At 60.8% G+C, this 23,196-nt stretch carries 31 protein-coding genes; 20 read left to right on the forward strand and 11 right to left on the reverse strand.

Annotated elements, in window-relative coordinates; translation table 11 throughout:
* Positions 1-25: 25 nt before the first annotated feature.
* The 5 genes from BUE09_RS06145 to BUE09_RS06165 form a co-directional block, all read right to left on the reverse strand.
* Positions 26-286: a hypothetical protein gene (locus BUE09_RS06145; RefSeq protein WP_073299811.1), complete on the reverse strand. Its 261-nt coding sequence runs from the start codon at positions 284-286 to the stop codon at positions 26-28.
* On the reverse strand, positions 283-681 hold the full coding sequence (locus BUE09_RS06150; protein WP_073299812.1) for a hypothetical protein: 399 nt from the start codon (positions 679-681) through the stop codon (positions 283-285). Before BUE09_RS06150 ends, BUE09_RS06145 begins: the two co-directional genes overlap by 4 nt.
* 51 nt (positions 682-732) lie before the next feature.
* A complete protein-coding gene (locus tag BUE09_RS06155) occupies positions 733-2,463 on the reverse strand; it encodes a YqaJ viral recombinase family protein (protein WP_417801217.1) in 1,731 nt (576 codons plus the stop codon).
* Positions 2,460-3,227 (reverse strand): recombinase RecT, encoded by a 768-nt coding sequence (locus tag BUE09_RS06160; protein WP_073299813.1) that lies wholly within the window; start codon positions 3,225-3,227, stop codon positions 2,460-2,462. The genes BUE09_RS06155 and BUE09_RS06160 overlap by 4 nt, the downstream gene beginning before the upstream one ends.
* A gap of 355 nt (positions 3,228-3,582) precedes the next feature.
* Entirely contained in the window at positions 3,583-4,005 is a 423-nt protein-coding gene (locus BUE09_RS06165) for a hypothetical protein (protein WP_073299814.1), read from the reverse strand.
* A 644-nt stretch (positions 4,006-4,649) separates the two neighbouring features.
* Here BUE09_RS06165 and BUE09_RS19995 point away from each other — a divergent pair.
* Positions 4,650-5,075 (forward strand): hypothetical protein, encoded by a 426-nt coding sequence (locus tag BUE09_RS19995; RefSeq protein WP_083380739.1) that lies wholly within the window; start codon positions 4,650-4,652, stop codon positions 5,073-5,075.
* A gap of 57 nt (positions 5,076-5,132) precedes the next feature.
* Here the strand turns inward: BUE09_RS19995 and BUE09_RS06175 are convergent, their stop codons facing one another.
* From BUE09_RS06175 to BUE09_RS06205, 6 genes are all read right to left on the reverse strand, one after another.
* A complete protein-coding gene (locus BUE09_RS06175) occupies positions 5,133-5,831 on the reverse strand; it encodes an HIRAN domain-containing protein (RefSeq protein WP_073299815.1) in 699 nt (232 codons plus the stop codon).
* On the reverse strand, positions 5,828-6,799 hold the full coding sequence (locus BUE09_RS06180) for a HipA domain-containing protein (RefSeq protein WP_073299816.1): 972 nt from the start codon (positions 6,797-6,799) through the stop codon (positions 5,828-5,830). The genes BUE09_RS06175 and BUE09_RS06180 overlap by 4 nt, the downstream gene beginning before the upstream one ends.
* Before the next feature lie 46 nt (positions 6,800-6,845).
* Positions 6,846-7,052, reverse strand: a complete 207-nt coding sequence (locus BUE09_RS06185; RefSeq protein WP_073299817.1) for a carbon storage regulator — start codon at positions 7,050-7,052, stop codon at positions 6,846-6,848.
* A 287-nt stretch (positions 7,053-7,339) separates the two neighbouring features.
* Positions 7,340-8,227, reverse strand: coding sequence for a hypothetical protein (locus tag BUE09_RS06195; protein WP_073299819.1), 888 nt, complete (start codon positions 8,225-8,227; stop codon positions 7,340-7,342).
* On the reverse strand, positions 8,224-9,102 hold the full coding sequence (locus tag BUE09_RS06200) for a hypothetical protein (RefSeq protein ID WP_073299820.1): 879 nt from the start codon (positions 9,100-9,102) through the stop codon (positions 8,224-8,226). Before BUE09_RS06200 ends, BUE09_RS06195 begins: the two co-directional genes overlap by 4 nt.
* Complete coding sequence (locus BUE09_RS06205; RefSeq protein ID WP_073299821.1) at positions 9,095-9,718, reverse strand: hypothetical protein; 624 nt, start codon at positions 9,716-9,718, stop codon at positions 9,095-9,097. The genes BUE09_RS06200 and BUE09_RS06205 overlap by 8 nt, the downstream gene beginning before the upstream one ends.
* Here BUE09_RS06205 and BUE09_RS20810 point away from each other — a divergent pair.
* From BUE09_RS20810 to BUE09_RS06300, 19 genes are all read left to right on the forward strand, one after another.
* Positions 9,717-10,115 (forward strand): helix-turn-helix domain-containing protein, encoded by a 399-nt coding sequence (locus BUE09_RS20810; protein ID WP_073299822.1) that lies wholly within the window; start codon positions 9,717-9,719, stop codon positions 10,113-10,115. The two genes, BUE09_RS06205 and BUE09_RS20810, sit on opposite strands and share 2 nt — an antisense overlap.
* A gap of 73 nt (positions 10,116-10,188) precedes the next feature.
* Entirely contained in the window at positions 10,189-10,548 is a 360-nt protein-coding gene (locus BUE09_RS06215; RefSeq protein ID WP_073299823.1) for a hypothetical protein, read from the forward strand.
* Between the two features lie 35 nt (positions 10,549-10,583).
* Complete coding sequence (locus BUE09_RS06220) at positions 10,584-10,778, forward strand: hypothetical protein (protein ID WP_073299824.1); 195 nt, start codon at positions 10,584-10,586, stop codon at positions 10,776-10,778.
* A gap of 61 nt (positions 10,779-10,839) precedes the next feature.
* Positions 10,840-11,604 (forward strand): DnaT-like ssDNA-binding domain-containing protein, encoded by a 765-nt coding sequence (locus BUE09_RS06225; RefSeq protein ID WP_073299825.1) that lies wholly within the window; start codon positions 10,840-10,842, stop codon positions 11,602-11,604.
* The gene (locus BUE09_RS06230) at positions 11,601-12,398 is read left to right on the forward strand and encodes a replication protein P (protein ID WP_073299826.1); all 798 of its coding nucleotides are present in this window, start codon (positions 11,601-11,603) and stop codon (positions 12,396-12,398) included. Before BUE09_RS06225 ends, BUE09_RS06230 begins: the two co-directional genes overlap by 4 nt.
* Complete coding sequence (locus tag BUE09_RS06235) at positions 12,391-13,002, forward strand: hypothetical protein (protein WP_073299827.1); 612 nt, start codon at positions 12,391-12,393, stop codon at positions 13,000-13,002. The genes BUE09_RS06230 and BUE09_RS06235 overlap by 8 nt, the downstream gene beginning before the upstream one ends.
* Positions 12,999-13,304 (forward strand): nuclease domain-containing protein, encoded by a 306-nt coding sequence (locus BUE09_RS06240; protein ID WP_073299828.1) that lies wholly within the window; start codon positions 12,999-13,001, stop codon positions 13,302-13,304. The genes BUE09_RS06235 and BUE09_RS06240 overlap by 4 nt, the downstream gene beginning before the upstream one ends.
* Positions 13,301-13,507, forward strand: a complete 207-nt coding sequence (locus BUE09_RS06245; RefSeq protein WP_073299829.1) for a hypothetical protein — start codon at positions 13,301-13,303, stop codon at positions 13,505-13,507. The genes BUE09_RS06240 and BUE09_RS06245 overlap by 4 nt, the downstream gene beginning before the upstream one ends.
* Positions 13,504-13,971 (forward strand): RuvC family protein, encoded by a 468-nt coding sequence (locus tag BUE09_RS06250; RefSeq protein ID WP_197675227.1) that lies wholly within the window; start codon positions 13,504-13,506, stop codon positions 13,969-13,971. Before BUE09_RS06245 ends, BUE09_RS06250 begins: the two co-directional genes overlap by 4 nt.
* A gap of 90 nt (positions 13,972-14,061) precedes the next feature.
* Positions 14,062-14,769 carry a bacteriophage antitermination protein Q gene (locus BUE09_RS06255; RefSeq protein ID WP_143164630.1) on the forward strand — a complete coding sequence of 236 codons (708 nt, stop codon included), beginning with the start codon at positions 14,062-14,064 and terminating at the stop codon, positions 14,767-14,769.
* A gap of 59 nt (positions 14,770-14,828) precedes the next feature.
* Positions 14,829-15,374: a DUF6338 family protein gene (locus BUE09_RS20845; RefSeq protein ID WP_073299832.1), complete on the forward strand. Its 546-nt coding sequence runs from the start codon at positions 14,829-14,831 to the stop codon at positions 15,372-15,374.
* Positions 15,375-15,708: 334 nt separating this feature from the next.
* Positions 15,709-15,924, forward strand: coding sequence for a hypothetical protein (locus tag BUE09_RS06265; protein ID WP_073299833.1), 216 nt, complete (start codon positions 15,709-15,711; stop codon positions 15,922-15,924).
* Positions 15,925-16,410: 486 nt separating this feature from the next.
* The gene (locus BUE09_RS06270; RefSeq protein WP_073300299.1) at positions 16,411-16,794 is read left to right on the forward strand and encodes a hypothetical protein; all 384 of its coding nucleotides are present in this window, start codon (positions 16,411-16,413) and stop codon (positions 16,792-16,794) included.
* A complete protein-coding gene (locus BUE09_RS20085) occupies positions 16,791-17,264 on the forward strand; it encodes a lysis system i-spanin subunit Rz (protein WP_143164631.1) in 474 nt (157 codons plus the stop codon). The genes BUE09_RS06270 and BUE09_RS20085 overlap by 4 nt, the downstream gene beginning before the upstream one ends.
* Before the next feature lie 42 nt (positions 17,265-17,306).
* Complete coding sequence (locus BUE09_RS06280; RefSeq protein WP_073299835.1) at positions 17,307-17,882, forward strand: hypothetical protein; 576 nt, start codon at positions 17,307-17,309, stop codon at positions 17,880-17,882.
* A gap of 61 nt (positions 17,883-17,943) precedes the next feature.
* Complete coding sequence (locus tag BUE09_RS06285) at positions 17,944-19,515, forward strand: terminase (protein WP_231975525.1); 1,572 nt, start codon at positions 17,944-17,946, stop codon at positions 19,513-19,515.
* Positions 19,512-19,877, forward strand: coding sequence for a hypothetical protein (locus BUE09_RS06290; protein ID WP_073299836.1), 366 nt, complete (start codon positions 19,512-19,514; stop codon positions 19,875-19,877). The genes BUE09_RS06285 and BUE09_RS06290 overlap by 4 nt, the downstream gene beginning before the upstream one ends.
* Positions 19,874-22,024 carry a portal protein gene (locus BUE09_RS06295; RefSeq protein WP_073299837.1) on the forward strand — a complete coding sequence of 717 codons (2,151 nt, stop codon included), beginning with the start codon at positions 19,874-19,876 and terminating at the stop codon, positions 22,022-22,024. Before BUE09_RS06290 ends, BUE09_RS06295 begins: the two co-directional genes overlap by 4 nt.
* 265 nt (positions 22,025-22,289) lie before the next feature.
* Entirely contained in the window at positions 22,290-23,195 is a 906-nt protein-coding gene (locus tag BUE09_RS06300) for a hypothetical protein (RefSeq protein WP_073299838.1), read from the forward strand.
* Position 23,196 lies beyond the last annotated feature (1 nt).

Here is a 23,196-nt window from a genome sequence, read left to right on the forward strand (position 1 = left end):
GGTGTGACCGGTCTTTGGGGGTCGTTCAGGGAGTCCGTACCAGATCCGTATACACCGCCGGAGCCTGCTGGCTGAGCCGGTGGGCGCCATGTATCACGCGTGTGATGAAGTCTTGCGGCTCGTCGATGCCGGCCTGCTTCATCAATTCCACCAGCTTGGCGTCGGTGCCCTTGAAGAGGTCCAGCTTGATCGAGCGGGAGAGAAGGCGAGCCAGGCGCTGCTCTTCTGCAAGGCGGTCGCGCTCGCGCTTGTCGCGCTGGCGGTCTGCGGCGGACTTGGCTGTCATGCGCGGCACCGGCCGTCGTCGCGCAGCTCGATGCCGAACTTTGCGGCGATCTGCTCGACCATGATGGAGTTGAGCTTGCTGCCTTGGCCTTTCAGGGCTTTGTAAATCTCGTACGAAGTTCGGCGGATGGGGCCAAGCTCCGTCTGGAGGATGGCCAGGTCGGCGATGGTCTTGGCTAGCTCAGCCTGGCGGTGCTCGTATTCGCGCCGCGCCTTGTTTTGGCGGGTGATACTGGTGTTCCAGCAGGACACCTTCTGCGGGGCGCATTCGGTATGCCCGAGGCGAGTGATCTTTCCGCCGCTAGCGAGGAAAGCGCCGACCTGAATGACCAGGGCGCGCCGGTCTGTCTCCCGACCAGGCGGAGTCGGAAGGTTGAGTGTGGTGAGGTGATGCATGATGAGTCTCCGTCAGGGCGCCCTGCGTGGGCGCCGAATCGGGTGGCGGGGTTAGGCGGCAATGCGCTGTTCGAGGCTGCCGATGTGGGCAATCAAGGTGGTGCAAATGCGGGCAAAGTCCGAGGCGCGGTAGAGCACCGCAGCGCGATCGCGGCCGACCGACTCGATGCCGATGCTGCGCAGGAAGTCAGCCGTCAGCGAGAAGCCGAGGCGAGCGTTGATGTCGCCCAGCTTGATGCGCTGGCCATCGTCGGCCAGCTGAGCCGGGGCAGCCGAAGCTGTTGGCCGAAGGCTGATTGCCTCCGACACTGGCGCAACGGACGCGACGTCGCTGATCGGCTCGGCTGCTGCCGGTTGTGCCTGAGGTGGCTCGACGATTTTTGCGGCCTGTTCCGCAGCGGCCCGATCGGCTTGCTCCTTTTGCTCCTGCTCCAGCCGCTGGCGTTCTTCCTCGCGGATTCGCTCGCGCTCAGCTTCGGCGCGCGCCTCGGCCTTGGTCTGCTCGGCGGCTTCGTGCTCTGCAATGCGCCCCTTCACGATGGCGGTCAGCGCTTCGTTGTCCTTCAAGACTAGTTGCTGCGCATCGGTGAAGAGGAATGCATGGTCTTTCGCGAGCTCGCGCAGGCTGACTAGGTTGGTTTCAATGCCCTCCGCGATCGCGTTGGCTTCGATCTTCACACGGGCCAGCTCGGTATCGGTGGCGTCCTGCAGGGTGGAGATCGTGCGCTTGCCTTTCATCACGCCGGCGAAATCCGCACGAATCTGCGGTAGCTGCACCTTGCCGAGGCGCTTGTTGATCGCGGCGATGTGCGCAGCGAACGCGGTCTCGGCGCTGATCTTGATCTCCTGCCGGCGCGTTTCCTTCATGGCCTTTACCAGCTTGTCCAGCTCGAGACGTGTGCGGCGAGCCTCCGCGGTGATGTCGTCGAGCGTGCTGAACAGCCTGTCGATGCTCTCGGTCTGGCTGAGGGCGTGCTGCTTGGCGGCCTTCAGTTTGTCCTCGACCTCGCCGCACCACTTCACGGCTTGCTCCGCGTCAGCGAAGTCCTGATCAGTGACCAGATCACGGTTGATTGCACCAATGACGTCCAGCGCGTGGGCCTTGAAGGCGTCCAGGTTGCTGTTGGTGACCATGCCAGTGACTTCGATGCGCAGCGCTGGCAGGGTTTCCGGCGTGCGGCCAACGGCCTTGGGAACGGCTGGCGCTTCCGGCACGAAGGCAGCCAGGTCTTCCTCGAACTGTTTCCAGCCAGCCAGGATCTGCTCGATACGGCCCGGTACCGGCCGATACTCGAGGTGATGGAAATTCTCTTCAGTACCATCCGAGCAAACGAAGATCACGCGCTGGGCGCCGCTGACATACAGCTGCTGCTCCAGCTGGACCCAATAGTGGGCTTCCAGCTCGCCGGCGGCGATCTGCTGGATCAGGGACTGGTTGAGTGCCTTGTGCTCGAACAGGGTGTCGCCCAGCATGGTCATACCGTCCATGCTTGCCAGCAGGTTACCGAGCGTGCCGACCACCGGATACAGGTCTTCGCCGATCATCCGCTCCACGATTGGGCGGGCCATGGCTTCAGTAGCGTGGCCGTTGTCGAACAGGCGCTGAGTGGCGGCATCGACCTCGGGCGCCAAGCCCGTCTTCTTCTGCTGAAGCAGATCAGAGCGGGTCTGGTACTTGGAGACGCCAAGCATGGCCGGCGCCTCCGAGGCGGTGAAGTGCTCCAGGCGCAGGGCATGCCATTCAGTGCTTCCCTGCTGTACGTCGTGAATGATCATGCTCATGCGTCAGATACCTCGAGGTCGCGGATGGCTTGTTTTTGCTCTTCAGTCAGCCCGACCTTGGAAGCGGACATTTTGATGATGCGGTCGGCGGTGGTTTTGCCGCCCTCGATCAGGTCTTTCCAGTCGACCAGCTTCGTGGCGAACTCGGTGTCGTCGTAGCTCGGGAGAGCTTCAGGCTGCTTCTCGAGCGACTTGCGCTCTGCCGGCTGGCCCGTTCGAACCGTGCCCATGTCGCGCTCCGGCGCCATGTCTTGCACTTCTTCGGCAACCGGCATGCCACGCAGCACATCGGGGAAAACGTCACGTAGGGCGAAGGCGCGGGCCCGCATCTGGCGCATGCGCTTGGGGTGCTGGGTCCAAGGGCCAGACTTGCCCATCAGGCCGGCGGTCTTGGCGTCCTCCATGCTGAACGTGCGGACCTGCTCGTCTTCGCCGCGACGCTTCACACGGCAGGTGGCGGTGGTCCCATCGTCCGTCTCGTAGATGAATTCGCACAGTGGTGAGCCGCGGACCAGGGCGATCACCGCGTCGCCCCAAAGTGCCGGGCGACCGTTGATAACGGCGATGTTCTGCATGGCCTGCATCGGCTGCAGGCCCAGCTCCAGACCCCACTGGATAGCCACCAGGATGTTGCCCGGGTTGCCGTTGAAGTCCTTCGGAACGATGCTGGATTTGGACAGGATGTCGGCGAAGCGCATGGCCTCGTCGAGCGATTGCGGGGTCAGGCTGAACCCCTTGCTTGGGGATACGGCGATATCAGTCATGCAGAGCTCCAGGCGCACAGCCTCACGGGCTGGCGCTTCGGTCAGTTGGGTACGGTCAGGAAAAGGTGTGTTCGATCATCAGCCGTCCGGCGATCGCCAGGCTGAAGAGGCTCATCGCGGCGAAGCCGCAGCAAAGCAGAAGGGCTCGTTCGGTCATCCGGTGATCTCCCCAGCAAGCGCGCTCAGGTAGATCCAGCCGGTGAACACGGCCAGGGCGAGCGCAAAACCGCGCCAGAAGGCGTAGCGCTTGGCGCGCTGATAGCGGGTCATACACCCCCCAGCAGGCCGACATGGACCAGATAGGCGAGGAACGGGACCACGACGAAAAACAAGCCAGCGCCACCCGCAACTTCCTTCAGAACGTGCATGGCTGCAGCTCCCGGTTGCGATGCGTGAAAGCGTTATGGCGAAGGCCGGTCAGGCGGTCGTACGCGGGGTACCGGATAACGCCAAACACCAGCGCCGCAGTGATCATCCCGTCCGCAAAGCGGTCCCGGTACAGCAGAGCGTCGAAGTTCTCGGCCTCACGGATGGCATGGAGCTGAAACGCTATCCGGGCAAGCCCGCATTCGGTCGGGTTGCCGCTGGTCCTGACTCGCATGTCTTGCGCGAGCCGGTTTGCGACGCGCAAAGCCTTAGCCTTGCGGAGCGACTCCTGAAGCCGCTTTTCAATGGTGCGCTCTGTCGTTGGGCTCAGATACTTGGCCGCAGCCCCGTAGTTGCCCGCATTCGCACGGTCGCGGTTGCGCGCCGTATATACCTGTTCTGGATTGCTCATCGCATTTCCCTCGCTGTTGGCGCCAATCAGGCAGCCGCCTCCTTCATTGCAGGACCAATGCTATGGGTGGGGGGGAAGCGGCTGTCTCGATGGGCGCTTGGATAGGTGATTGCCGCGCTCACCTGCTGGGGTCTTGCGCGGCTTATCGTTCTGGCTGTCGGTTCACGGTTACTTGCCACCCTGAGAGGCGTTGTTTCGCCGCTTCGCACTGTGCCGGTCTTGCGCCTTATCTTGGCTCCGGCAGGGAGTACTCGCTGCGCGTCTCGGTGGCTGCTGATTCCAGATGCATCAACAGGTCGAGCCGGCATGGTCACCAGAGCCATGCGTGGGCCAGCTTCACTGGCGTATCAGTCGGTTTATCCACCATCGCTCAGGCTGTCGGCTGACGCCGGACCTGTCGGGACTGAACGGTGCAATCGGTTATTAAAGAGCGGTGGGCTTGTAGGCCCTGCCATGGATGTGCCGTGGCTGGTAACAAATATCAACCATTAGTTGATGTCTTGTCAACAACCGATAGTTGATAACTGGTGCGGTGTATCGATCGATGATCAGGGCGCCGTGGCGAGAAGGGAGCAACCGGCACTTCACTAGCGCTGTGCATCGTCTAGGCTGATCTAAAGGTCAAACGAGTGGTGGTATGTGGTATGTGCGGAGGCGTAGAGGCTCGCGATGCCGAGCGGTCATTCAAGGTCTATTTCCCCAGCCCCAAAGCCGCGTTCCCTGTGATGCTGGAAGGCGGTGAAGCGCTTGGCTGGGTAAAATGGGGCAGGAGAAGGGAGGAGGCCGGCAGAGGCCCGCAAGGTGGCTGGGCGCGCCTGGAGACGGTCGAGTGGGGCGGCTGGGACAAGTACAGGCCGCAGCGCGCGTTAGGGCTGATCGACCGCTACATGGAGAAGGACGCCAGCCGGAAGTCGCACTGGTTCGATATGCAGCCCGGCTATGGGCTGGACTGCCTGGTGCTGGGCGAGGGTGAAGCTCGGCGCGTGTATGTGGTTACCAGCACGCCGCCGGAGGCGTATGCGTGGATCCATGATCGCTGGCCGATGGTGCGCAATTTGGAGACGGGGTAGTTGCAAAAAGCCCCGCTAAATGCGGGGCTTCGTCGTTATTACCACTCTTAGAAACCGTCACGAGTATTTCACTAAAACTATAATTCCCAGTTTCGATCTAGAAACAAAGGTCTTTAAGATTGTTCCGCGCACGGTTCCCTCTCGTAATAATCTCCTAAAGCTCGGCGCCAGCGCTTTGTTTACGTAACCGATTTTAGAGCCGCGTAACTCAACTCTAATAGCTTGGCCATCGTGCTTGTTATCATCGTCCGTTATAAAATCGACTTCATCTCCCTCTGCTAGCGCCCGGCTTGGGTCATGATAATGATGTGCTCCTGAAAGTTCGATCACGAAATCGAGCGGCGCTTTCGCATCACTCAGGTCCGGGCAGAGCTCAAACGTATCGCTAGCTAGGCGCGCTCCGGTATATCCGAGAAGAGAGAATGGTGAGCCGGAAAAATCTGGCGGTAAATTGTACTGGCCAAGATACTCTTTGAAATCCTCTCGCTTGCGAGGCGGAATCCTGCGTAAAAAGACATCGAGCGCACCTGCCTGTGAGGCGTTATCTTTTTTATCTGCAAATGCAGGAAACTCAAAAAAGCCCTCGTTCAATGCGGCTTCGAAATCATCGGTTCCTTTTAGGTACCGAAAGACAGCGTCATCTCCCTGCCTAACAAGCTCGCCTACGACTCGCCGATGGCGTGGTTGGCTTTCATCCGTGGGATGCCAGACCAAAAGCAGTCGTGATGGCTCATAGATGTGTTCGATCGCACTCATGCTAGTTTTTCCGTCAGAAGCTCGGCGCGTCTACGCGTTAGCCGAAGAATGAATTCGGCGCGTTCAGACGTCAGATTAGCACCATCAGGTGCAGGCAAAGCAACCAGCTGGTCAAGGATCGTTGCCAGCCGGCCGATATCGAAGCCTTTGAGCTTTTTCGAGAGCAATAATTTCACGTCAGATTTTTTTTCGACCAGGGCAAAGCAATTTATGTGCCCGATGCGCTCGCCCGAATCTCGGGTGTAACGCAGGTGGTGTTTACCTCGGAGTATGTACCGATCAAGTGCCCCGTCATCCCATTTAGTAAACTTTGCCGGAAGCAATTCATGCCCTAGGCTTGTACCGTTATCAAACCACGGCGCAAACCTCCACTTAACATCAAACTTTTCTTGCCGTCGCCTAGCTACACTTTTAGATAACGGAACAGCCTTTAACAGATGGCCCCAGTTATCCTGATGTCGGTCTGTATTACCGATCAAAGAGTCAAAAAGCATCATGCTCCAAAACTCATATATCTGATTTCTGCCTAGGACGCGATTATTGAACGTGTCTGCGTCAATGATATTGTGCTGGGTTCCTTTGTCCCGGTCGAAATCGGGAACCCATTTATGGAAGAAGTTTCCGGCTGAATAAAATGACTCGTCACCTTCTTCATAAAACCAAGGACTTAACGCGCCGCATTGGCTCCGGCTTGAGTCAATCGCAGCGAAACATGGGGGAGCGTTTACGCTAAGTAGCATCGCTACCTGATATGCAATTATTTCCGCCCAGTACTGCTCTGGATATTTCTTGTCGGAGCGCTTAAACATATGGCGCCAATCGCTAAGAATGAAAAGCTCATCGGGATCGCCAGGAGAAAAGACTGTTCGTTTTGGCCGCGCGCCTTCAGGATATGCAGCTGAGAACTCGGCATCTTCCGGCCAGTGCGCGATCTCTATAATAGATTTCTGAACAAACTGCTGCTTCATATGGCAACCCTGGATTTGGTAAGCGCAACGAAACTACTCTCTGCGCTCATGCCTCTTCTAACTCGCTCCGCAATATCTGCAGGTCCAGCGGCGCCTCGATCGCGATCTGTGTGCGACTGCCCTTGATGCCTTTGACCGTCACGGTGATGCCGTCGAGAAGGAGCTGCGCTAGCAGGTCGTCAGCGTTTGTACCCGGCTGAACGCGCAGCGTGATCTTTTCGCCTTCGCGGCGGGTGAGTACTAGATAGCTCATGGTTTCGCTTCCTTGCGTTGTTAGATTGTATGGAGGGCTGGCCTAGCCGCGCCGGGGGTACGCGTTGCAGTGCTTAGATAGGACTGAGAGCGCGGCTTGGGAGTGCGCCTTCTCTAAGTTTGCGACCATGCACTCTTCCCAAGTGCTCGGCTTGCTGTGGTTAACACTCAGGACGCCTGCGGCGTAAGCCAGCACTGCCGTTCCGGCAAACATCCCAGTAAGTAGCGCACGAGGGATCGGGCGGCTCTTGTCCATGTGCAGTTCCTTCTGATGGGGGCTCGCTTGATTCAGGCGCAGCGCTCGCGCCACCAGCCAACGGTGAGGTCGGCCAGTTCGCCGGTGTTGTTGGCTTCGATAACTTGAATTCCGGTCGCACGGATACGGTCTATCTGCCGGCGGGTGGCGGCGTCGTGCTTGCGAAACTCTTGGTCGGTCAGGCCGCTGCTGGCGTTGGGCACTAAAACAGATATGGCGGCTGCTTGCCGGTCCGAATTGCTTCGGATGAGGTTTAGGTCGGCTGAGGCCTGCAATAGGTTGATCTCTACCACCAACGGGCTTTTGTACCAGGCCGATACAATGGTCCCTGATGCGGTTGAGCTGAGCAGGGGAACGTCCATTTCGATGCGATGGCCGCTGTTGCGTAGTGGTAGCTGGAACCGTTCAGTCTGGATGATGCGAGACGCCTGCATATGCATGCGCTGCTTCATCAGATCAAATACCGAAGAACGAAGCTTGGGCGTCGACTGGTATCGAAATGCATATTCCTGCGCACCCGCGCGAGGCCGACCTAGCGTGACTACGTCTTCATAGAACTCGTCGACGACTGACTCAGCACTCTCGCCGGAAGCGAAAAGCGGAGCACCGAGCCGTATGGTGTCGCTCAAAATCTCTGGCAGATCGGCGCCGGTCTCTATGATCGAGGCTTCGATGTCATACATAAGGTGAGCCAGATCATTCTGATCGATGCGGTTGTCGTAAAGACACTTAATGCGATCGAAGCTATCAAGCATGCGCACTTCAACCTTGCCGCCGTGAGTAAACATGACGCCAACGTTGAGATATTCGCCAGTGTCTTGGTCCAGGCAAACGCTAATCGGCCGCCAGTGCCCTTTGACAATCGGGGCATCGGATTGCTGTTCAGTAAATCGGGAGCGTAGTCGGGCGACTGCGTTCATATAACGTGGCCTGCTGCCTTTGCGTAGGATGCGGGATCGAACAGATCTTGCAGCAACTGGATGATGGCGTCGATGTCGATCTGGTCGAAGAATTCGGACAGCACTTGCCTCGCTGCGTTCTCGCCATCCTGCCGGAAGCTGACTGCAAAGCCATTATAGGCCATTACCCGAGCGCTGGAGTTGGGCAGCTTCTCACTCCAGTGCGGGTTGTGAAGGTCGATCAGCCATTGAAGCTTGTTCATGCAGGGTTCGGGAAAGGTTCCAGTGCCTCCCGGCGCCCAGTTGGGAAAGTTGAGAATGCGGCCGTGGTCGATCAAGGTGAGCCCGCTGGGTCCGGATGCAAGCAAATTTCCAGCGTTGCGATCCGAGTTCAACAACCAGCCATCGAAAGCAATGACCTTCGGAGAGTCCGGGTTCTTCGCCAACTCCAGAGAAAGGCGCTTCAGGCGACGATCATGCAGCGAAGTCAGCTGCTGCCCATTCAGGTGCCGCTGCTTTAGGCTCGGAAAATCCATGTCCTGGCTGAACCAGCAGAAATAGTTTTCTTGTTCGTGGCGGCCCGCAGCCCTATCCAGCTCGGCCCAGAGCGAAGATGGAATCTGCTCCCTGTCGAGCATCACAATGCCCGCCGCTGATGGAACCGTCAGGCCGCATGATTTAGCGAGCACGTATCCTAGGGCTTCATTGATCAGCTCTTGGTTGGCAACAAACCTTCCCGTGGTCGGGCACTGGATCTGGTCGGTGAGCGGCTTGACATAGCAGCGAGCTGAGCCGGTTGCTGTGCGAATCTTGGCCCGAAAAATGGGGCTGATTCCCTTACTGCCAGGCTCGCGAAGCGTGCCCCCAAAAGCCTCACGGCTCAGAATTTCAATCATTGGACTTAAATTTTTCCCTAAGCTTTTGGTAGCTTCCAGCTCGGCTTTTTGCGTTACCTACGGGGGCGCTTTCAAAGCGAGCAGCAATCCGATCCAACAACTCAACATCATCATCGGTTAGCCGCCCTTGAGCGGCCGCCATTGCGATTCTTTCGAGAATCTGCCGCGACCGAGGCGTGGCGATCATAGCGAGCATATTTACCTGTCCGGCAGCTATGTCGCGCGCCGGCCTGTTCTCTGCCACTCCTGCCGCCAATGAATCAGCGGAAGCTAGCATCGGGCCAACGCCGTACTCGAGCCATTCAGCACGCACGTTTAGCCAACCGGCTAGCGCCCGCAGATTGTCCTTCTCTGGGATTGACTCAGCGCGCAGCCATTTATTGGTTGCCTGAAGAGATGCTTCAACGCCGATTTTCTTTAACGCGGCTTGCAGATCGGTGTTGCGGCCGCGCCCCTTCCTGACGCCCGGCGCATCGTCCAATGAAGTGTTGAGGCGGGCAGCGAAAGCCGCACGGATTTCCTGAGAGTCAACCATGGGTTGATCTTGCCACGCCAGTTGCGCAACAGTCAGTTGATCTTTAATATCAACCGATAGTTGATCAATAGGACGAACCATGAACGCAATCTCCATAGCGGTCGAGAAGGTTGGGGGCCCGATTTCTGCGGCCGAGATATGTGGCATCCGCCGCCAGGCAATTGATAAGTGGCTTGCTCGCGGTTCTTTACCTCGCACCGAATACACCGGTGAAACCAATTACGCCTCTCGCTTGGCTGACGCCTCGAACGGTGATTTCACAGCCGAGTGGCTGCTTGCAGCAGCGGCGCCTACCAAGAGTGCGGCTGCCCTATCAGGCAGCCGTAAACCGGCTCTCGCTGGAGAGCGCCGCTCGCCCCGCAAGCCAGCCGACCGCCGGGGCCGGCGCGACACCGATCTATCCACTCAAGAAGCCAAAGAACTGCTGGAGAGCGCCGAGAAGATCGCCGGCACGCTGCAGCGGATCGCCAAGGATTGAGCCAGGACCGACAAGGGGCCAAGCGCCCCAGCTGTACCGCGTCACCCATATCCACCACCAGGAGCAAAGAGCCATGACCCAAACGAAGCTTTGTGAAGATCGCCGCCGCCGGGCACCCGGCACGCACCTGATCAGAGAGATCAAGGTCCGCGTCTGTACCGAAGACCATGAGGAGCTGATCCAGGCGTCACGCCTGGCCCACGCGGAGAACCTGACGGGTTACGCGCGCGATTGCATGTTCATCGGACATCGCTTGCAGCAGGGCGGCCAGCAGGAACAGATCCTGGCTGGGCTGTTGCTGCAGCAGCAGGCACACCTGCTGGCAGCCTTATTCCGCGGCGAGCCGATCAGCCAGGAAGAGCTGAGCGGGCTGCTTTTCGATCTGGCCAAGCAGTCGCTGCACAGCAGTGTGGGCGATGCGAAATCAGCCTAAAAGGCCCTGAAAGGGGCAAGGGGAGGGGAATGCCAATGTTTAGCAATGAGGTATGCACGGCCGCCATCGGCCGGCTGAACCAGGCGGAGCAAGGCGCACTAGCGCAGGAGGCGGTACGCCGTGCCTGTTCGATCAACGAGGCGATGTTGCAGGTGGCGTTAGAGAACCTGCAGCAGCAGCTCTATGCACTGCCTATCGCAGGGCGGCGTCTGCGGCTGGTTAAAGGATAACAGCGCGTCCCTTCGGGGGCGCCTTTTCAGGCCCTAGAAGGGCCTGTTGTGAGGTTTTAACATGGCTGGTGACTGGATCAAGTTCGAACTGATCACCCTCGACAAGCCGGAGGTCTGCCAGATCGCCGACGCTGCAGACATCGACTGCGATGCAGTGGTGGGCAAGCTGTTGCGCGTATGGGGTTGGTTCGACCAACAGACAGCAGATGGTAACGCTCCGAGCGTTAGCAAGCGGTTACTCGATCGCATGGTGGGCGTTACCGGATTCTGCGAACACATGAAATTGGTCGGTTGGATGGTGGAGGCCGATGGCGTGATAAGCCTGCCCAATTTCGACCGTCACAACGGCAAGACCGCGAAGAACCGGCTTCTCACGGCAAAGCGGGTCGCAGCACACAAGGCCGCTAACGGTAAAGGTAACGGCAATGGTAACGCTGCGAACGTTAGCGATGCGTTACCTAAAGAAGATGTAGAGAAGAGTAAAGAGCAACACAACACACAACGCGCGGAAGGTGATTTCGCGGTCGACCCAAACGCTCCGATCGAGATGACGCTGAACTGGGTACCAGACCCCGACCTGCTCAAAAACTACGCCCTGCGCATGGCGATGCCTGTCGACCTGTTCACCCATGACGCCATCGGCGCGTTCGTGTGCCACTACGCGGCCAGCGGCCGAGTCGAGACGCAAGCCGCCTGGGTGAGCCTGCTGACGAAGTGGATCAAGCGGGACGCGGCGCAAGCGACTGGCAAGGTCACGCCGTTGCGTCGTGCCTCTGGGCCCGAAGCCAACTTCGATGACACCGGCTGGCTGGAGGGCAAGCAATGAATTCCGTCCAGAACGTCTCGGCCCGTATCGTTCGTGCTGGCCCAGCCGCCATCCCGTCTCTGGCTGTGCCTGCTGCCGCCGACATCGTCGCTGCCCTGAGCGCCACCGAGAAAGCGGCGGTCGAGGAGCTGATCAACCGGCTGTTCCGAGAGATCCGCAATGCCCGGCCGGCGTGGCGCCAGGCGTGGCCGAACAAGGAGGCGCTGGACTCCGCCAAGGTCACCTGGGTGAAAACCATGATCGAGGGTGGTGTTCGCGACTGGGATGCGCAGGTTGAGGTTGGCCTACGTCGTCTCCGGGCCGAGCCGAGTGACTTCGTGCCAGCGCCGGGCAAGTTCGTCGAGTGGTGCAGCCCAACGCCCGAGTCGCTGGGCCTGCAGACGGCCGAGCGGGCTTATGACGAGGCCTGTCGCAACGCGCATCCCTCCTGCCGGATCTCGGCGACCTGGTCGCACCCGGTGACCTACCACGCGGCGATCGATGTTGGCCTGGATGTGCTGATGCAGCTGCCGGGAGCCGAGAGCTGGAAGTTGTTCGCCCGCAGCTATGCGGTGATGACGCGCCGTGCCATGGCAGGGCAGGCGCTGGGGATGGCGACACCGCTCGGCATCGGCCACGACAGCCAGAAACCCGAAGCAATGCTGGCGGAAGAGCAGAGCCTGCAGTTCGCCCTACGTGTGCGCGAGGCACAGGGAATCCCGCAAAGCGGCGAGGAAGCTCGTCAGGCGCTGCTGGCGAAGTTCGCCCCCCATCGGGCGCGGTTGAACAAGACGGCAGGAGGTCCCCATGGCTGACCAACTCGCACCGCGCCGCAAGCGCAAGGAGCGTCGGCACATCCTGTTCCGCGTGGAGCGGGCTGTGATCGAGAGCACCGGTGAAGTGGTCGGTGCGCTGGTACCGCGCTTCGCCACGGATCGCCGATTGATGCGGGACCGTGGTTACCGGACGGGTGATGACCTGCGCGCCGAGCTAAGCAAGCCGCGCCACCTTGGTCAGCACCGCAAAGCGCACCTACTTGGGGGCCTGGTAGTGGCTCAGCTGGAAGGCTTCGAGGGCCTCGACCAGCACGCCGCAATCAAGCGCCTGCAGCGCGAGTCGGGCGTTTGCTGTGAGATAGAGCAGATCGATGCTGCTCCGGTGGTCACCGCGATACTGGCTGCAGCGGAGACGATGCTGGGCGAGGTTGCGACGCGGATGCTCAAGGCCGTGCTGCCTGAAATCAAGCAGATCGACGTGCTGGTACCGCAGAGCCTGGCGTTCGATCGGATGGAGCAGGGCGAGTTTGAGTTGTTCTACGCGGGTATCTGCCAGCACCTGGCTGAGCGCTACTGGCCCGATTGTGACCAGGATCAGATCGAGCAGATGGCCGGGCTGATGGATCGGGAGCGTGTGGCATGAAGATCGCCAGCAAGAAGGTTCGCGACAGCGCGCGCGGCAAGGACTGCACCGTCCGGATGCCAGGCATCTGCAACTTCGATCCCGCCACGACCGTGCTTGCGCATATCCCGTGCGGGCAGAAGGGCGTCGGCATGAAGGGCTTCGACACCGTAGCGGTATACGCCTGCAGTCGCTGCCATGACGTGATCGACGGCCGAGCTAAGGGGGAGGTGGACTGGCAGGACATTCCGCGGGCTATCGCAGAAACACATGAGTCCCTAGTAGGGGACGGGCTTTTGGTGGTGAAAGGAGCAGCGGCATGAAGTGGGCGCAAAAGAAAAACCGGGACGGTCACCCGATCAAGGACTGCTGGGTTACGGATACCGGTTACACCGTGGCGATCTGCCGATTGCCGGAGCAGCGATTCGCCGTAACTCGTCCGGCTGGGGATGTGCCGTTTGCCTACGTCGGTACGCGTGACGAGGTGGTGCGGGCGATATCGAGCGATCAGGGGGCAGCGCAGTGATTCTAGGAATCGATCCAGGCTGTACCGGCGCCATTGTCGCGATGACCGACGGGGGCAACTACGTCGCTCACCTCAACATGCCGACCGTCAAGGTTGGGGCGAAAAGCCGAGTGAACGGCGCTGCGGTGGCTGCCTTCATCCGCGAGACCATCGGCGAGTTCAACACTCACGCATACCTCGAGCAGGTAGGCGCGATGCCAGGCCAGGGCGTTTCGTCGATGTTCACCTTTGGCCACGCGGCTGGAGTGGTAGAGGGGATTCTGCAGGGCATGGCTATTCCGTACACGCTGGTGACCCCACAGGCCTGGAAAAAGCGCGCGGGCCTAGTGGGCACCGACAAGGACGCAGCCCGTAGCCGAGCCATCCAGCTCTACCCAGACCTTCGCATCCTCGATCTGAAGGGAAAAGGGCAGGCGGTAGCCGACGCGATCCTGATTGCACGGCACGGAGCCAACTGCGCATGAACTACGCACTTGCGAACGCTGCGCAAAGCCAGGCGGCAAGCGCCGTTGAGAAGAAAAACACCGATTCACTGCGTACGCAAAGTGCGCAATTTGTACGCACTGCGCAATAGGGGAAGGGATATGCGACTGATCACAGCACGCCAGGCTTGGCACGATTCGCAGTATGAGTCCCGCGGCTCGATTACGGCCGCAACCATGGACCATGCGAAGATCGAAACAAAGCGCGCCGCTGCGAAGCGCAAGACGATCGAAGCAGTGTTCGCGGCCGTGGGTGACGAGGAGGAAAGCCGGGTCAAGGTCGTGGCGCAGCGGATGGAAGTGCAGGAGACGCGCCGCTCTGCCCGGGACAACAGTTCGTCGCGGTGTGCTCACATGATGACGATGGGGCGTATCCAGCACGCGATCGCCTCGCTGAACAAACCGCTGCAACACTTCGGACATTACCTCTACTCGCCGTTGGCCAATGCACGCGATCAGGATGTTGCGCGCACGCTGGTTTGGTTCGGCTGGGAGAAGCCGGCCGGTCTGACGAAGGTGAAGGAGTCGCGAGCGTACTGCCTGGTATTGCCTGCTTTGATTTCGTATCAAGGCTTCGTGACAGGAGGGCGTGACGAATGGACTCCGGGCCGCATCGCTGAGTTCGTGGCTGACTGGTATGGCGAGAAGATCAGCGTCAGCCAGTGGGCAAGAGATTGGGCGCCGATCTGGGAAAGTCTGCAGCGGACCATTGGCGAGATGGATCGCAAGGCGCTGGAGCCAGTGGAGCGGATCATGGATGAAGAGCACTGGGCTGCTTAAATGCTAGGTGGCCGTGTGCTACTGTTCAGCTTTGCGTTCATTGAGAAACGGAGTGGGTGGTGGGAGAAATCTTCGGTGAGTTGCTTCCAGCGATCCAACTGCTTCTACCCGGATTTATCTCGACTGTAATTTTTTATTGGCTATCTGATGCTCCAAAGCCTGGCCAGTTTGAGCGAGTGATACAGGCTCTTATCTGTACGGGGCTCATTAGTCTGATGGTAGAGGCCATTAAGAAGGCCGCCCACGCCATCGGTGAATGCTGTTTCGTCTGGGCGGTATGGACGGACGACAGGGCGATGGCTTTGTCGGTCGCCCTGGCCGTATTGCTTGGGCTGGCACTGGCTTTCGCGGCTTGCACAGATTCGTTTTACAAGCTGGCCAGGCGGTGTCGGCTTACGACGCGTGCATCACACACTGACTGGGTGTACGGTTTTGTTCTGTACCGAGAGCGCTTGGTTGTGCTGCAGCTCCGAGACGGACGCCGCATTTGCGGATACCCCCTTGTCTGGCCGACACAACCTGGAACCGGGCACTTTTTGCTACAGGGGGCCTGCTGGATAGTGGACGATGGGTTTGTTTCAGCCCAAGCATTGCCGCACACCTGATAGGCGGATCAGAAGTATCGTGGGTAGAATTTTTGCAACCAGTTGAAGAGGAGCAGGGAACCAATGACAGACAAGATGAAGCAGGGGCAGACGGAGCAAAGGGGCATCAACGAGGGGTTGAACGTGAATCCGGGCAGGACGACAAACGTGATGCCCAAGAGCCCACCACCATCGCCGCCGCCTGCGAAAAAGTCGAATGACTCCTAACGCTTGACGCCATGTCGAGCATTCGAGTAAATTTTCCCCATTGTGTGAAGCAGCACCCCAAATAAGCCCGGCCTAAGCGCTGGGCTTTTTTATGCGTACGTAGCGCTGGGAAAACAAGGAGCTTCACGTGGCGGTCAGATACGAAAAGATACAGGGCGAAGACATTCCGGTCGGGCTTCGTGGGCCCATGGTGAGGGAACTGTGGGCGGTTTATATCAACGACGGCATTCTGAAATATTGTGCGTCAGAAGCGGAAGCTGTGTCGGAGGTCGCTGCGGCTGAACGCGCCGAAGAGGCCAGGAGACCAAAGTTCGATACCAGTTATGATTCTGGTCCCAGTTGATTGAATGAAGCCCGGCCTAGCGCCGGGCTTTTTGTTGGCGGCATTTGTGTCCGTAGCCAGGGCGGCCTTCGGGAGAGCCTGGACATCCCCAGCCGGCGGTGGGGCTCGTTCATTGAAAAACACCGGCAGCCCGTGCGAACCAGCTCCTACCTACGGTGGTTCGGCGCGAGGGTGATCCGCTGAGACTGGTGCAATAGGGTGCCAGCAGCAGATCGCCCTTTGGCAGACAGCGCGGAAAGACGCGCACAACTATTTTGAGGCCTCGCTAAGTGCGGGGCCTTGTCGTATCTGGTCCCGCCGTGAGGCGCTGCCAGGGCCACGTCGGGAGACGTTGCCACAAACCGCCCGGCTTCGGCTGGGCACCTCTTTCCGGCGCTCGGCCTGGGTCTTTGCTCCCTGGCGGATTTCAGCGCATGAGCGCCGGCTCTACATGACACCACCAGGCCCTGTGCCGGGAGTGCCCGCGTGAAGCACACAGGTATCTACATGTCCGAACCAGGCCCACTGACCGCTGCTGGTGGCATCGCGCTGTACAAGCTGGGCGCCTTTGGCTTCGTCGCCATTCTTGCGGCTGTTGTCGTGATGGCGATGACATTGCCCAAGACGGTGCGCGAGTTTGTGGTGGCGATGATCAGCACCACCGTGGCCAGCCTGTGCGGCGGCGCATTCGTGGTGCGCTGGCTGGGGATCGGCCACTGGGCAAACGATGACATTGGCATGGTTGCCATCGGCGGTCTGATCTTCGTGTGCGGCCTGCCGGCTTGGGTGGTGGTGCGCGCTTGGTTCGCCTGGAGCGAGGCGAAGAAGGACCGCCAAATTGATGAGATCGTCGACGCCGTGCTGGATGCCAAGCGCAAGGTCGGGCTGTGAGGCTGTACCTGTTTGCAGGCGCGGCGCTGCTGGCCATCGTCGCGGCCGGCTGGCTGCGACTGGATTATCTGGGCGGCGAGCGTGACCGGCTGGCCGAAGCGCTGGACCTGTCACAGCAGGGTGTCACGCAACTGCAAGAGACAATCCGGCTGACCGAAGCGGCGTTCGCCGAGCGCGACCGTCACGACCAACAGGAAACCTTGGAGCTGAAGAATGCACGCGATGAGAACCAGCGCCTTGCTGCCGGTGTTGCTGCTGGCCGTCGCCGGCTGCTCGTCAGCGCCTCCTGCCCCGCAGTGCCCGCCGATACCGGCGCCAGCCGCGTGGATGATGGAAGCGCCGAACTCGCTGCAGACGCTCGACAACCTTATTTCGCCCACCGAGAGCAAGTGACGCTCGACGAGGCAAAGCTGCGCGGCTTGCAGGCGTATGTGCGCCTGTTCTGTCATCGGCCCGCGGCCATCGAATAGCGGCACGCCGGGAGGCGCCCGCGCTTTATCTGGAGAAGCACCATGACCGCAAAGAAAGGGGCCCGCTACGACTGGGCTGCGGTCGAGCGCGACTATCGAACCGGCCAGTACAGCAACCGTGAGCTGAGCCGCCTGCATGGCCCGTCCGAAGGCGCCATCCGCAAGCGCGCCACCGATCACGGCTGGCAGCGCGACCTGTCCGAGCAGATCCGCCAGCGTGTGCGGGAGAAAACCACCCTCGCCGTGACCAAGGAAGTCGCTCGGGCTGATTCTGACGAACTGATCATCGAGCAGGCGGCCGAGGCTGGCGCGGAAGTGATTCGTGGCCACCAGCGCTTGCTGAGGAAGGCCAAGGGGCTCGCCGAGACGCTGATGCAGCGCCTGGAAGAGCAGCTGGAGAAAGGCACCATGACCGTCCAGCTCAAGAGCGGCGAGGCGGCCGAGATCGACGTGCCTCTGGACTACGCCGGCAAGACGCTGGGCAACGCCACGATGGCGCTGGAGCGCGTGGTGAAGATGGAGCGCCAGAGCTACGGCCTCGACGCCGAGGACAAGGACAGCATCGGCAAGACGCTAAAGGAGCTGCTGGCCGAGGTCGCGCCAGGTGTCGAAGAGTAGGGCGCCGGCCGCCGTCGTCTTTGAGGGTGAGCGGTGGCTGCGGCTGCATCGCGAAGGCAAGTTGACCGATCCCGCCGACCTGCTGCGCGCGCTGGATAACAAGTGGTACAGGCTGAACACGCTCTACAAGATCAAGGACAAGAACGGCAAGACGCGCACGTTCCGGCCGAACAAGCAGCAGCGCGAGCGGTTCATCCGTAGCCACTGCCGCAATGTGATTCTGAAGGCGCGTCAGCTCGGATTCACCACCTTCGAAATGATCGATGCGCTGGATGACTGTCTGTTCACCGAGAATTTCTCAGCTGGCTGCATCGCGCACGCGCTGGAAGATGCGAAGGACATCTTCCGGAACAAGATCAAGTTCGCCTATGACCAGCTCCGTCAGGGCGCGTGGATGGCGATCTTCAACACCATCGGCTTGAAGCTGCCGGTGCCGACCAGCGATCGCGGCGAAGGCTACGTGTTCGACAATGGCTCGAGCATCCGAGTATCGACCAGTTACAGGGGCGGCACGCTGCAGCGCCTGCACGTCAGTGAGTTCGGCAAGATCTGCCGCAAGTATCCGGACAAGGCGCAGGAGATCGTTACCGGCGCGTTCGAAGCAGTTGGCCTGGGCAACCAGGTGACCCTGGAGAGCACCGCCGAAGGGCGTGAAGGCTACTTCCACGACTACTGCGCCACGGCACAGAAGCTGTCCGAGGCCGGCAAGCTGCCGACCCTGATGGATTTCCAGTTTCACTTCTTCCCGTGGTGGGATGAGCCGGGCTATCGCCTGGACCCTGCCGGCGTAGTGGTGCCGAGCTGGCTGCATGACTACTTCGCTGAACTGGACGCAAAGCACCGCATCAAGACCGATGCGGCCCAGCAGGCGTGGTACGTGAAGAAAGCCGAAGTGCTGAAGGACGACATGAAGCGCGAGTACCCGTCCACGCCGGACGAGGCCTTCGCGCAGAGTATCGACGGCGCTTACTACATGCAGCAGATGCGCTGGCTGCGCAAGAACGGCCGCATCACGAGGAAGGCCGCCTACAACCCGTCGCTGCCGGTCATCACGGCGTGGGACTTGGGCATGTCGGACGCCATGTCCATCGTGTTCTGCCAGGTGATCGGGCGCGAGGTGCGGATCATCGACTACCTGGAGCACAGCGGCGAAGGGCTGGAGTTCTATGCACGCAAGCTGCGTGAGAAGGGCTACACCTACGGCCAGCATTACGGGCCGCATGACCTGGCGGTGCGTGAACTCGGTACCGGCAAGAGCCGCGTCGACACGGCAGCTCAGTTCGGCATCCGCTTCCAGATCGTGCCGCGAATTAGCAACCACGCCGAGGGCATCGAGGCGGTACGCCAGTTCCTGCCGATGTGCTGGTTCGCCGAGCAGGTCGACGCTGGCGGCGATGACAAGGTGGTTGGCGTTGATCGTCTGATCGACTGCCTCGACAACTACCGCAAGGAATGGGATGACCGGTTGGGCGTATACCGGCCGACCCCGCGTCACGACTGGGCGTCACACGGCGCCAAAGCATTCGAAACACTCGCCCGCAGTGGACTGTTTGAACTGTCCACCGGCATGAACAGCACGCCAACGGCTCCGAATACGGAGCGCGGACGCCGCAACTGGAACGCACACACATGAGCAGCAATCTTTTCATCACCGTGGAGCATCGACAGGTAGCGAGCTTCATCGCGTCCAAGTTGGCGCCGCTGGCTGTGCCGTCCAACCAGGTGCGCAACGACCTGTCCAACATTCAGGTGGATCCGGTGCTGGTGGTTGAGCATTACGACGAGCACCCGGCCGTGCAGTTCAAGCTCGACGTGGCGGATGGCATGGGGTTAGAGGTGCGCGTCAAGCTGGCCGAGTTTGCCGCCAACCCGGCTGGCTACATGCGTGACCTGTTGGAAAACGTCCAGGGCATCCGCTTTGCCGCCCTGCAACGCCGTAACGACCGCAGGGCTGAAGTCGCTCAGGTCTATCGGCAGATGGAGGCCGTGCGATGAGCCTGGGCCTGCTGCATTTCAAACCCGCCTCCGAGCTGAAGGCCGAGGAAGAGGCCGAACAGCAGCGCCAGGACGAAGCGCGGCGCATGCAGGCGGTGGAGAGTTCGCTGTCCGGGCATATCCGCGGCGCCTTCGAGGCGGCGAAGACGGCCAAGCAGCCGATTGAGCGGCGCCTTTTGGATTGCGCACGTCGGCAGAAGGGTGAGTACGATGCGGACAAGCTGCGGGCAATTCAGGAAGAGGGCGGCAGCGAGCTCTACCCGAAGCTGACCACCACCAAGTGCCGCGCCGCCGCCGCCTGGATCCGCGACATCCTTATGCCGGCGAACGGCAGGCCGTGGGGGCTGGACCCGACGCCGGTTGCCGAGATTCCGCCCGACTATTTGAACGCCTTTGCGCAGCGCCTGGGTGAGCGCGCGCAGGGCATGGACCAGCAGCAGCTGGAAGACCTGTTGCGCCGCGAGGTGCAGGCCAAGGCCCGCCAGATCGCCGATCGCCATGAAGAGGTGATCAACGACCAACTGGAAGAAGGCGGCTGGAGCGAGGCGCTGGAGTCGTTCATTGATGACTTCGTGACCTATCCCGCCGCGTTCCTGCGGGGCCCGCTGCTACAGCGTGTGCCTGAGTTTGCCTGGAAGGAAGGCTGGCAGATGATCGAGGTGGAGGCGATCAAGCCCCAGTTCGCGCGCGTATCGCCCTATGACCTGTACCCGTCGCCGGATTCCTCGGACATCGACGATGGCGCCTACCTGATCGAGCGCGAGCGCTACACCCGTGCACACCTGAACCGGCTGCGCGGCGTGCCGGGCTACAAGGACGACGCAATCGAGCAGGTGCTGGTGGAGCATGGCCGGGGCGGTCTGCGTGAGTGGCTGGCCACCGATTCGGAGCGCGCCCGCCTGGAGGATCGCAGCCACGACTGGATGACCAATCAGGGTGAGACGATCGAGGGGCTGCATTACTGGGGCAGCGCCCAGGGCCTGATCCTGTTGCAGTGGGGCATGACGCCCGAGCAAGTCGAGGATCCGCTGGGCGAATACGAGATCGACGCTATCCTGATCGGCAGGCATGTGATCCGCTGTGTGATCAACCGTAACCCCATGGGCGCGCGTCCGTACCACAAGGCGTCGTTCCAGTTGGTACCGGGCTCCTTCTGGGGCATCGGCATTCCTGAATTGATGTCAGACGTGCAGGACATGTGCTGCGCTGTCGCCCGGGCGCAAGCGAACAACATGGCCTTCGCCAGCGGCCCGCAAATAGAAATCGCCATGGACCGTCTGGCGCCGGAAGAAAATCCCAACGAGATCTTCCCGATGAAGCGCTGGCGGACCAAGACCGACCGCACCGGTACCGGCTCCCCACAGCCAGCCATCCGCTTCTACCAGCCGGACAGTCGTGCAGGCGAGCTGATGCAGGTCTATTCCCAGTGGGAACAGCGCGCGGACGACGCGACGAATATTCCGCGCTATTCCTACGGCAACGAGAAGGTCGGCGGGGCAGGCAACACTGCCAGTGGCTTGTCCATGCTGCTGGAGAGTGCGAACAAGGGCATCAAGGACGCCATTCGCCACATTGACCGGGGCGTCACCAGTCGCGTGATTGCCGCGCTCTGGCTGTTCAACATGCGCTACAGCCCGGACATGTCGATCAAGGGAGACTGCCGTGTGGTGCCGCGCGGTGCCAGCGCGATGCTACTGCGCGAGCAGACTCAGCAGGCCCGCCAGCAGTTCTTGGCTGCTACCGGCAACGAGGCGGACATGCAGATCATCGGCGTGGAGGGTCGCGCGCGGCTTCTTCGCAGCATCGCCGACCAGCTCGACATGCCGGGGCTGGTTCCGGAAGACGACGAGATCAAGGGTCGCGTCGAGCAGCAGAACAAGCAGCAGGGCGAGCAGCAAGCGCAGCAAATGCAGCTGGAGGCCGGCAAGGCTCAGGCGGATGCGGCGAAGAAGCAGGCCGATGCCGGCAAGAGCCAGGCCGAAACCCAGCGGATCCTGCTAGAAATCCAGGCCTTGATGGGCCAACTGCAAGCACTTGGAGGGTTGGGTGGAGCTATCCCAGGAACAATACAAGGCGCTGGCCCGGCTGGAGGCGAACAACAGCCCGGACTGGCAATGCCTCAAGCAGGCGCTGCGCCAGGCTATTGAGACCGAGCGCGATGCGTTGGAGCAATCCAGCTCAACCGAAACCCTGTACCGGCTGCAAGGACGCGCCGGAGCCGTACGCGAACTACTGCTAGCCATTGAGGACAGCAGCGAGATTGCCAGACAGCACTCATAACAAAGCCGCCTACCGAGGCGGTTTTTTTATGGGCGACTGCTCGCCGTGCCTCGGCCAGGCATGGGCGAATCCTGAACCCGCACCGTGAACCCCAGCAAGTCGCTGGTTCACCCCGTTTGGAGAAGACCGCAAATGCTACCCCGCTCAGTGCAAGACCAGGCGAACGCCGCGAAGGCCCTGCAGGACCAGCTGAATCAGCCGGCCGCCGAGGAACCCGAGAATCCCGCTCCCGCAGCGGCTCCCGAGCCTGAACCGCAGCCAACGCCCGCCGAGCCTGCCGCGCAACCCGCACCCGAACCCCAGCCCGAAACCCGGGACGCTGCTTACTGGCGCCACCGCTTCGATGTGCTGCAAGGCAAATACAACGCCGAGGTTCCCGCGCTGCGTAAGGAAATCGCCACGCTGAAAGATCAGCTGGCCGCCGCCGACAAGCAACAACCGGCGTCTGCGGTCCAGCGAGCCCAGGAGGCGATGTCCGACCTGACCGAAGCGGAGATCGAAGAGTACGGCCCGGATCTGGTGAACCTGATCAAGCGTGTCGCCGGCAGCGCCGCCGCCCCAAGCAATAACGGCGACCTGCAGGAGATCAAGAGCGAACTGGGCCAGATGCGTGAAGAGAAGCGACAGGACGCCGAAGCGCGTTTCTGGACTGACCTCGAAGCGCAGGTACCGAACTTCCGCGCCGTCAACGCCGATCCGGCTTTCCATCAGTGGCTTGCCGAGATCGACCAACTGAGCGGCCAGCCTCGCCAGCAACTGCTGGTCGGGGCTCAGCAAGCACTTGATCCCTATCGAGTGGCTGCGGTCTTCAAGTCCTTCGCCGCGGTAGCGCCGAAGGCATCGCAAGAAACCATCCCGGACGAGCTTGTTCAGCCGCGTCAGACACGCTCCGCTGCGCCCGAACCGCAGCAGGGCAAGGTCTGGACGCGCGCTGAAATCAGCGAGTTCTACCGGAACAAGGCGAGCTATCCGAAGGATCAGGCCGCCGCAATCGAAGCCGATATTTTTGCCGCTCAGGCTCAGGGCCGCATCCGCTGAT

It is taken from the genome of Stutzerimonas xanthomarina DSM 18231 (assembly GCF_900129835.1).
Taxonomy (GTDB): domain Bacteria; phylum Pseudomonadota; class Gammaproteobacteria; order Pseudomonadales; family Pseudomonadaceae; genus Stutzerimonas; species Stutzerimonas xanthomarina.

What these genes read in the sequence shown, in the direction of transcription:
- BUE09_RS06195 (WP_073299819.1), bottom strand. Translation starts at nt 8,227, where the DNA reads ATGAACGCAGTCGCCCGACTACGCTCCCGATTTACTGAACAGCAATCC.
- BUE09_RS19995 (WP_083380739.1), top strand. Translation starts at nt 4,650, where the DNA reads ATGTGCGGAGGCGTAGAGGCTCGCGATGCCGAGCGGTCATTCAAGGTC.
- BUE09_RS06295 (WP_073299837.1), top strand. Translation starts at nt 19,874, where the DNA reads ATGAGCCTGGGCCTGCTGCATTTCAAACCCGCCTCCGAGCTGAAGGCC.
- BUE09_RS06280 (WP_073299835.1), top strand. Translation starts at nt 17,307, where the DNA reads ATGACCGCAAAGAAAGGGGCCCGCTACGACTGGGCTGCGGTCGAGCGC.
- BUE09_RS06235 (WP_073299827.1), top strand. Translation starts at nt 12,391, where the DNA reads ATGGCTGACCAACTCGCACCGCGCCGCAAGCGCAAGGAGCGTCGGCAC.
- BUE09_RS06245 (WP_073299829.1), top strand. Translation starts at nt 13,301, where the DNA reads ATGAAGTGGGCGCAAAAGAAAAACCGGGACGGTCACCCGATCAAGGAC.
- BUE09_RS06150 (WP_073299812.1), bottom strand. Translation starts at nt 681, where the DNA reads ATGCATCACCTCACCACACTCAACCTTCCGACTCCGCCTGGTCGGGAG.
- BUE09_RS06230 (WP_073299826.1), top strand. Translation starts at nt 11,601, where the DNA reads ATGAATTCCGTCCAGAACGTCTCGGCCCGTATCGTTCGTGCTGGCCCA.
- BUE09_RS06225 (WP_073299825.1), top strand. Translation starts at nt 10,840, where the DNA reads ATGGCTGGTGACTGGATCAAGTTCGAACTGATCACCCTCGACAAGCCG.
- BUE09_RS20810 (WP_073299822.1), top strand. Translation starts at nt 9,717, where the DNA reads ATGAACGCAATCTCCATAGCGGTCGAGAAGGTTGGGGGCCCGATTTCT.
- BUE09_RS06200 (WP_073299820.1), bottom strand. Translation starts at nt 9,102, where the DNA reads ATGATTGAAATTCTGAGCCGTGAGGCTTTTGGGGGCACGCTTCGCGAG.
- BUE09_RS06180 (WP_073299816.1), bottom strand. Translation starts at nt 6,799, where the DNA reads ATGAAGCAGCAGTTTGTTCAGAAATCTATTATAGAGATCGCGCACTGG.
- BUE09_RS06145 (WP_073299811.1), bottom strand. Translation starts at nt 286, where the DNA reads ATGACAGCCAAGTCCGCCGCAGACCGCCAGCGCGACAAGCGCGAGCGC.
- BUE09_RS06240 (WP_073299828.1), top strand. Translation starts at nt 12,999, where the DNA reads ATGAAGATCGCCAGCAAGAAGGTTCGCGACAGCGCGCGCGGCAAGGAC.
- BUE09_RS06220 (WP_073299824.1), top strand. Translation starts at nt 10,584, where the DNA reads ATGTTTAGCAATGAGGTATGCACGGCCGCCATCGGCCGGCTGAACCAG.
- BUE09_RS06270 (WP_073300299.1), top strand. Translation starts at nt 16,411, where the DNA reads ATGTCCGAACCAGGCCCACTGACCGCTGCTGGTGGCATCGCGCTGTAC.
- BUE09_RS06215 (WP_073299823.1), top strand. Translation starts at nt 10,189, where the DNA reads ATGACCCAAACGAAGCTTTGTGAAGATCGCCGCCGCCGGGCACCCGGC.
- BUE09_RS06185 (WP_073299817.1), bottom strand. Translation starts at nt 7,052, where the DNA reads ATGAGCTATCTAGTACTCACCCGCCGCGAAGGCGAAAAGATCACGCTG.
- BUE09_RS06165 (WP_073299814.1), bottom strand. Translation starts at nt 4,005, where the DNA reads ATGAGCAATCCAGAACAGGTATATACGGCGCGCAACCGCGACCGTGCG.
- BUE09_RS06155 (WP_417801217.1), bottom strand. Translation starts at nt 2,463, where the DNA reads ATGAGCATGATCATTCACGACGTACAGCAGGGAAGCACTGAATGGCAT.
- BUE09_RS06160 (WP_073299813.1), bottom strand. Translation starts at nt 3,227, where the DNA reads ATGACTGATATCGCCGTATCCCCAAGCAAGGGGTTCAGCCTGACCCCG.
- BUE09_RS06290 (WP_073299836.1), top strand. Translation starts at nt 19,512, where the DNA reads ATGAGCAGCAATCTTTTCATCACCGTGGAGCATCGACAGGTAGCGAGC.
- BUE09_RS06175 (WP_073299815.1), bottom strand. Translation starts at nt 5,831, where the DNA reads ATGAGTGCGATCGAACACATCTATGAGCCATCACGACTGCTTTTGGTC.
- BUE09_RS06205 (WP_073299821.1), bottom strand. Translation starts at nt 9,718, where the DNA reads ATGGTTCGTCCTATTGATCAACTATCGGTTGATATTAAAGATCAACTG.
- BUE09_RS06300 (WP_073299838.1), top strand. Translation starts at nt 22,290, where the DNA reads ATGCTACCCCGCTCAGTGCAAGACCAGGCGAACGCCGCGAAGGCCCTG.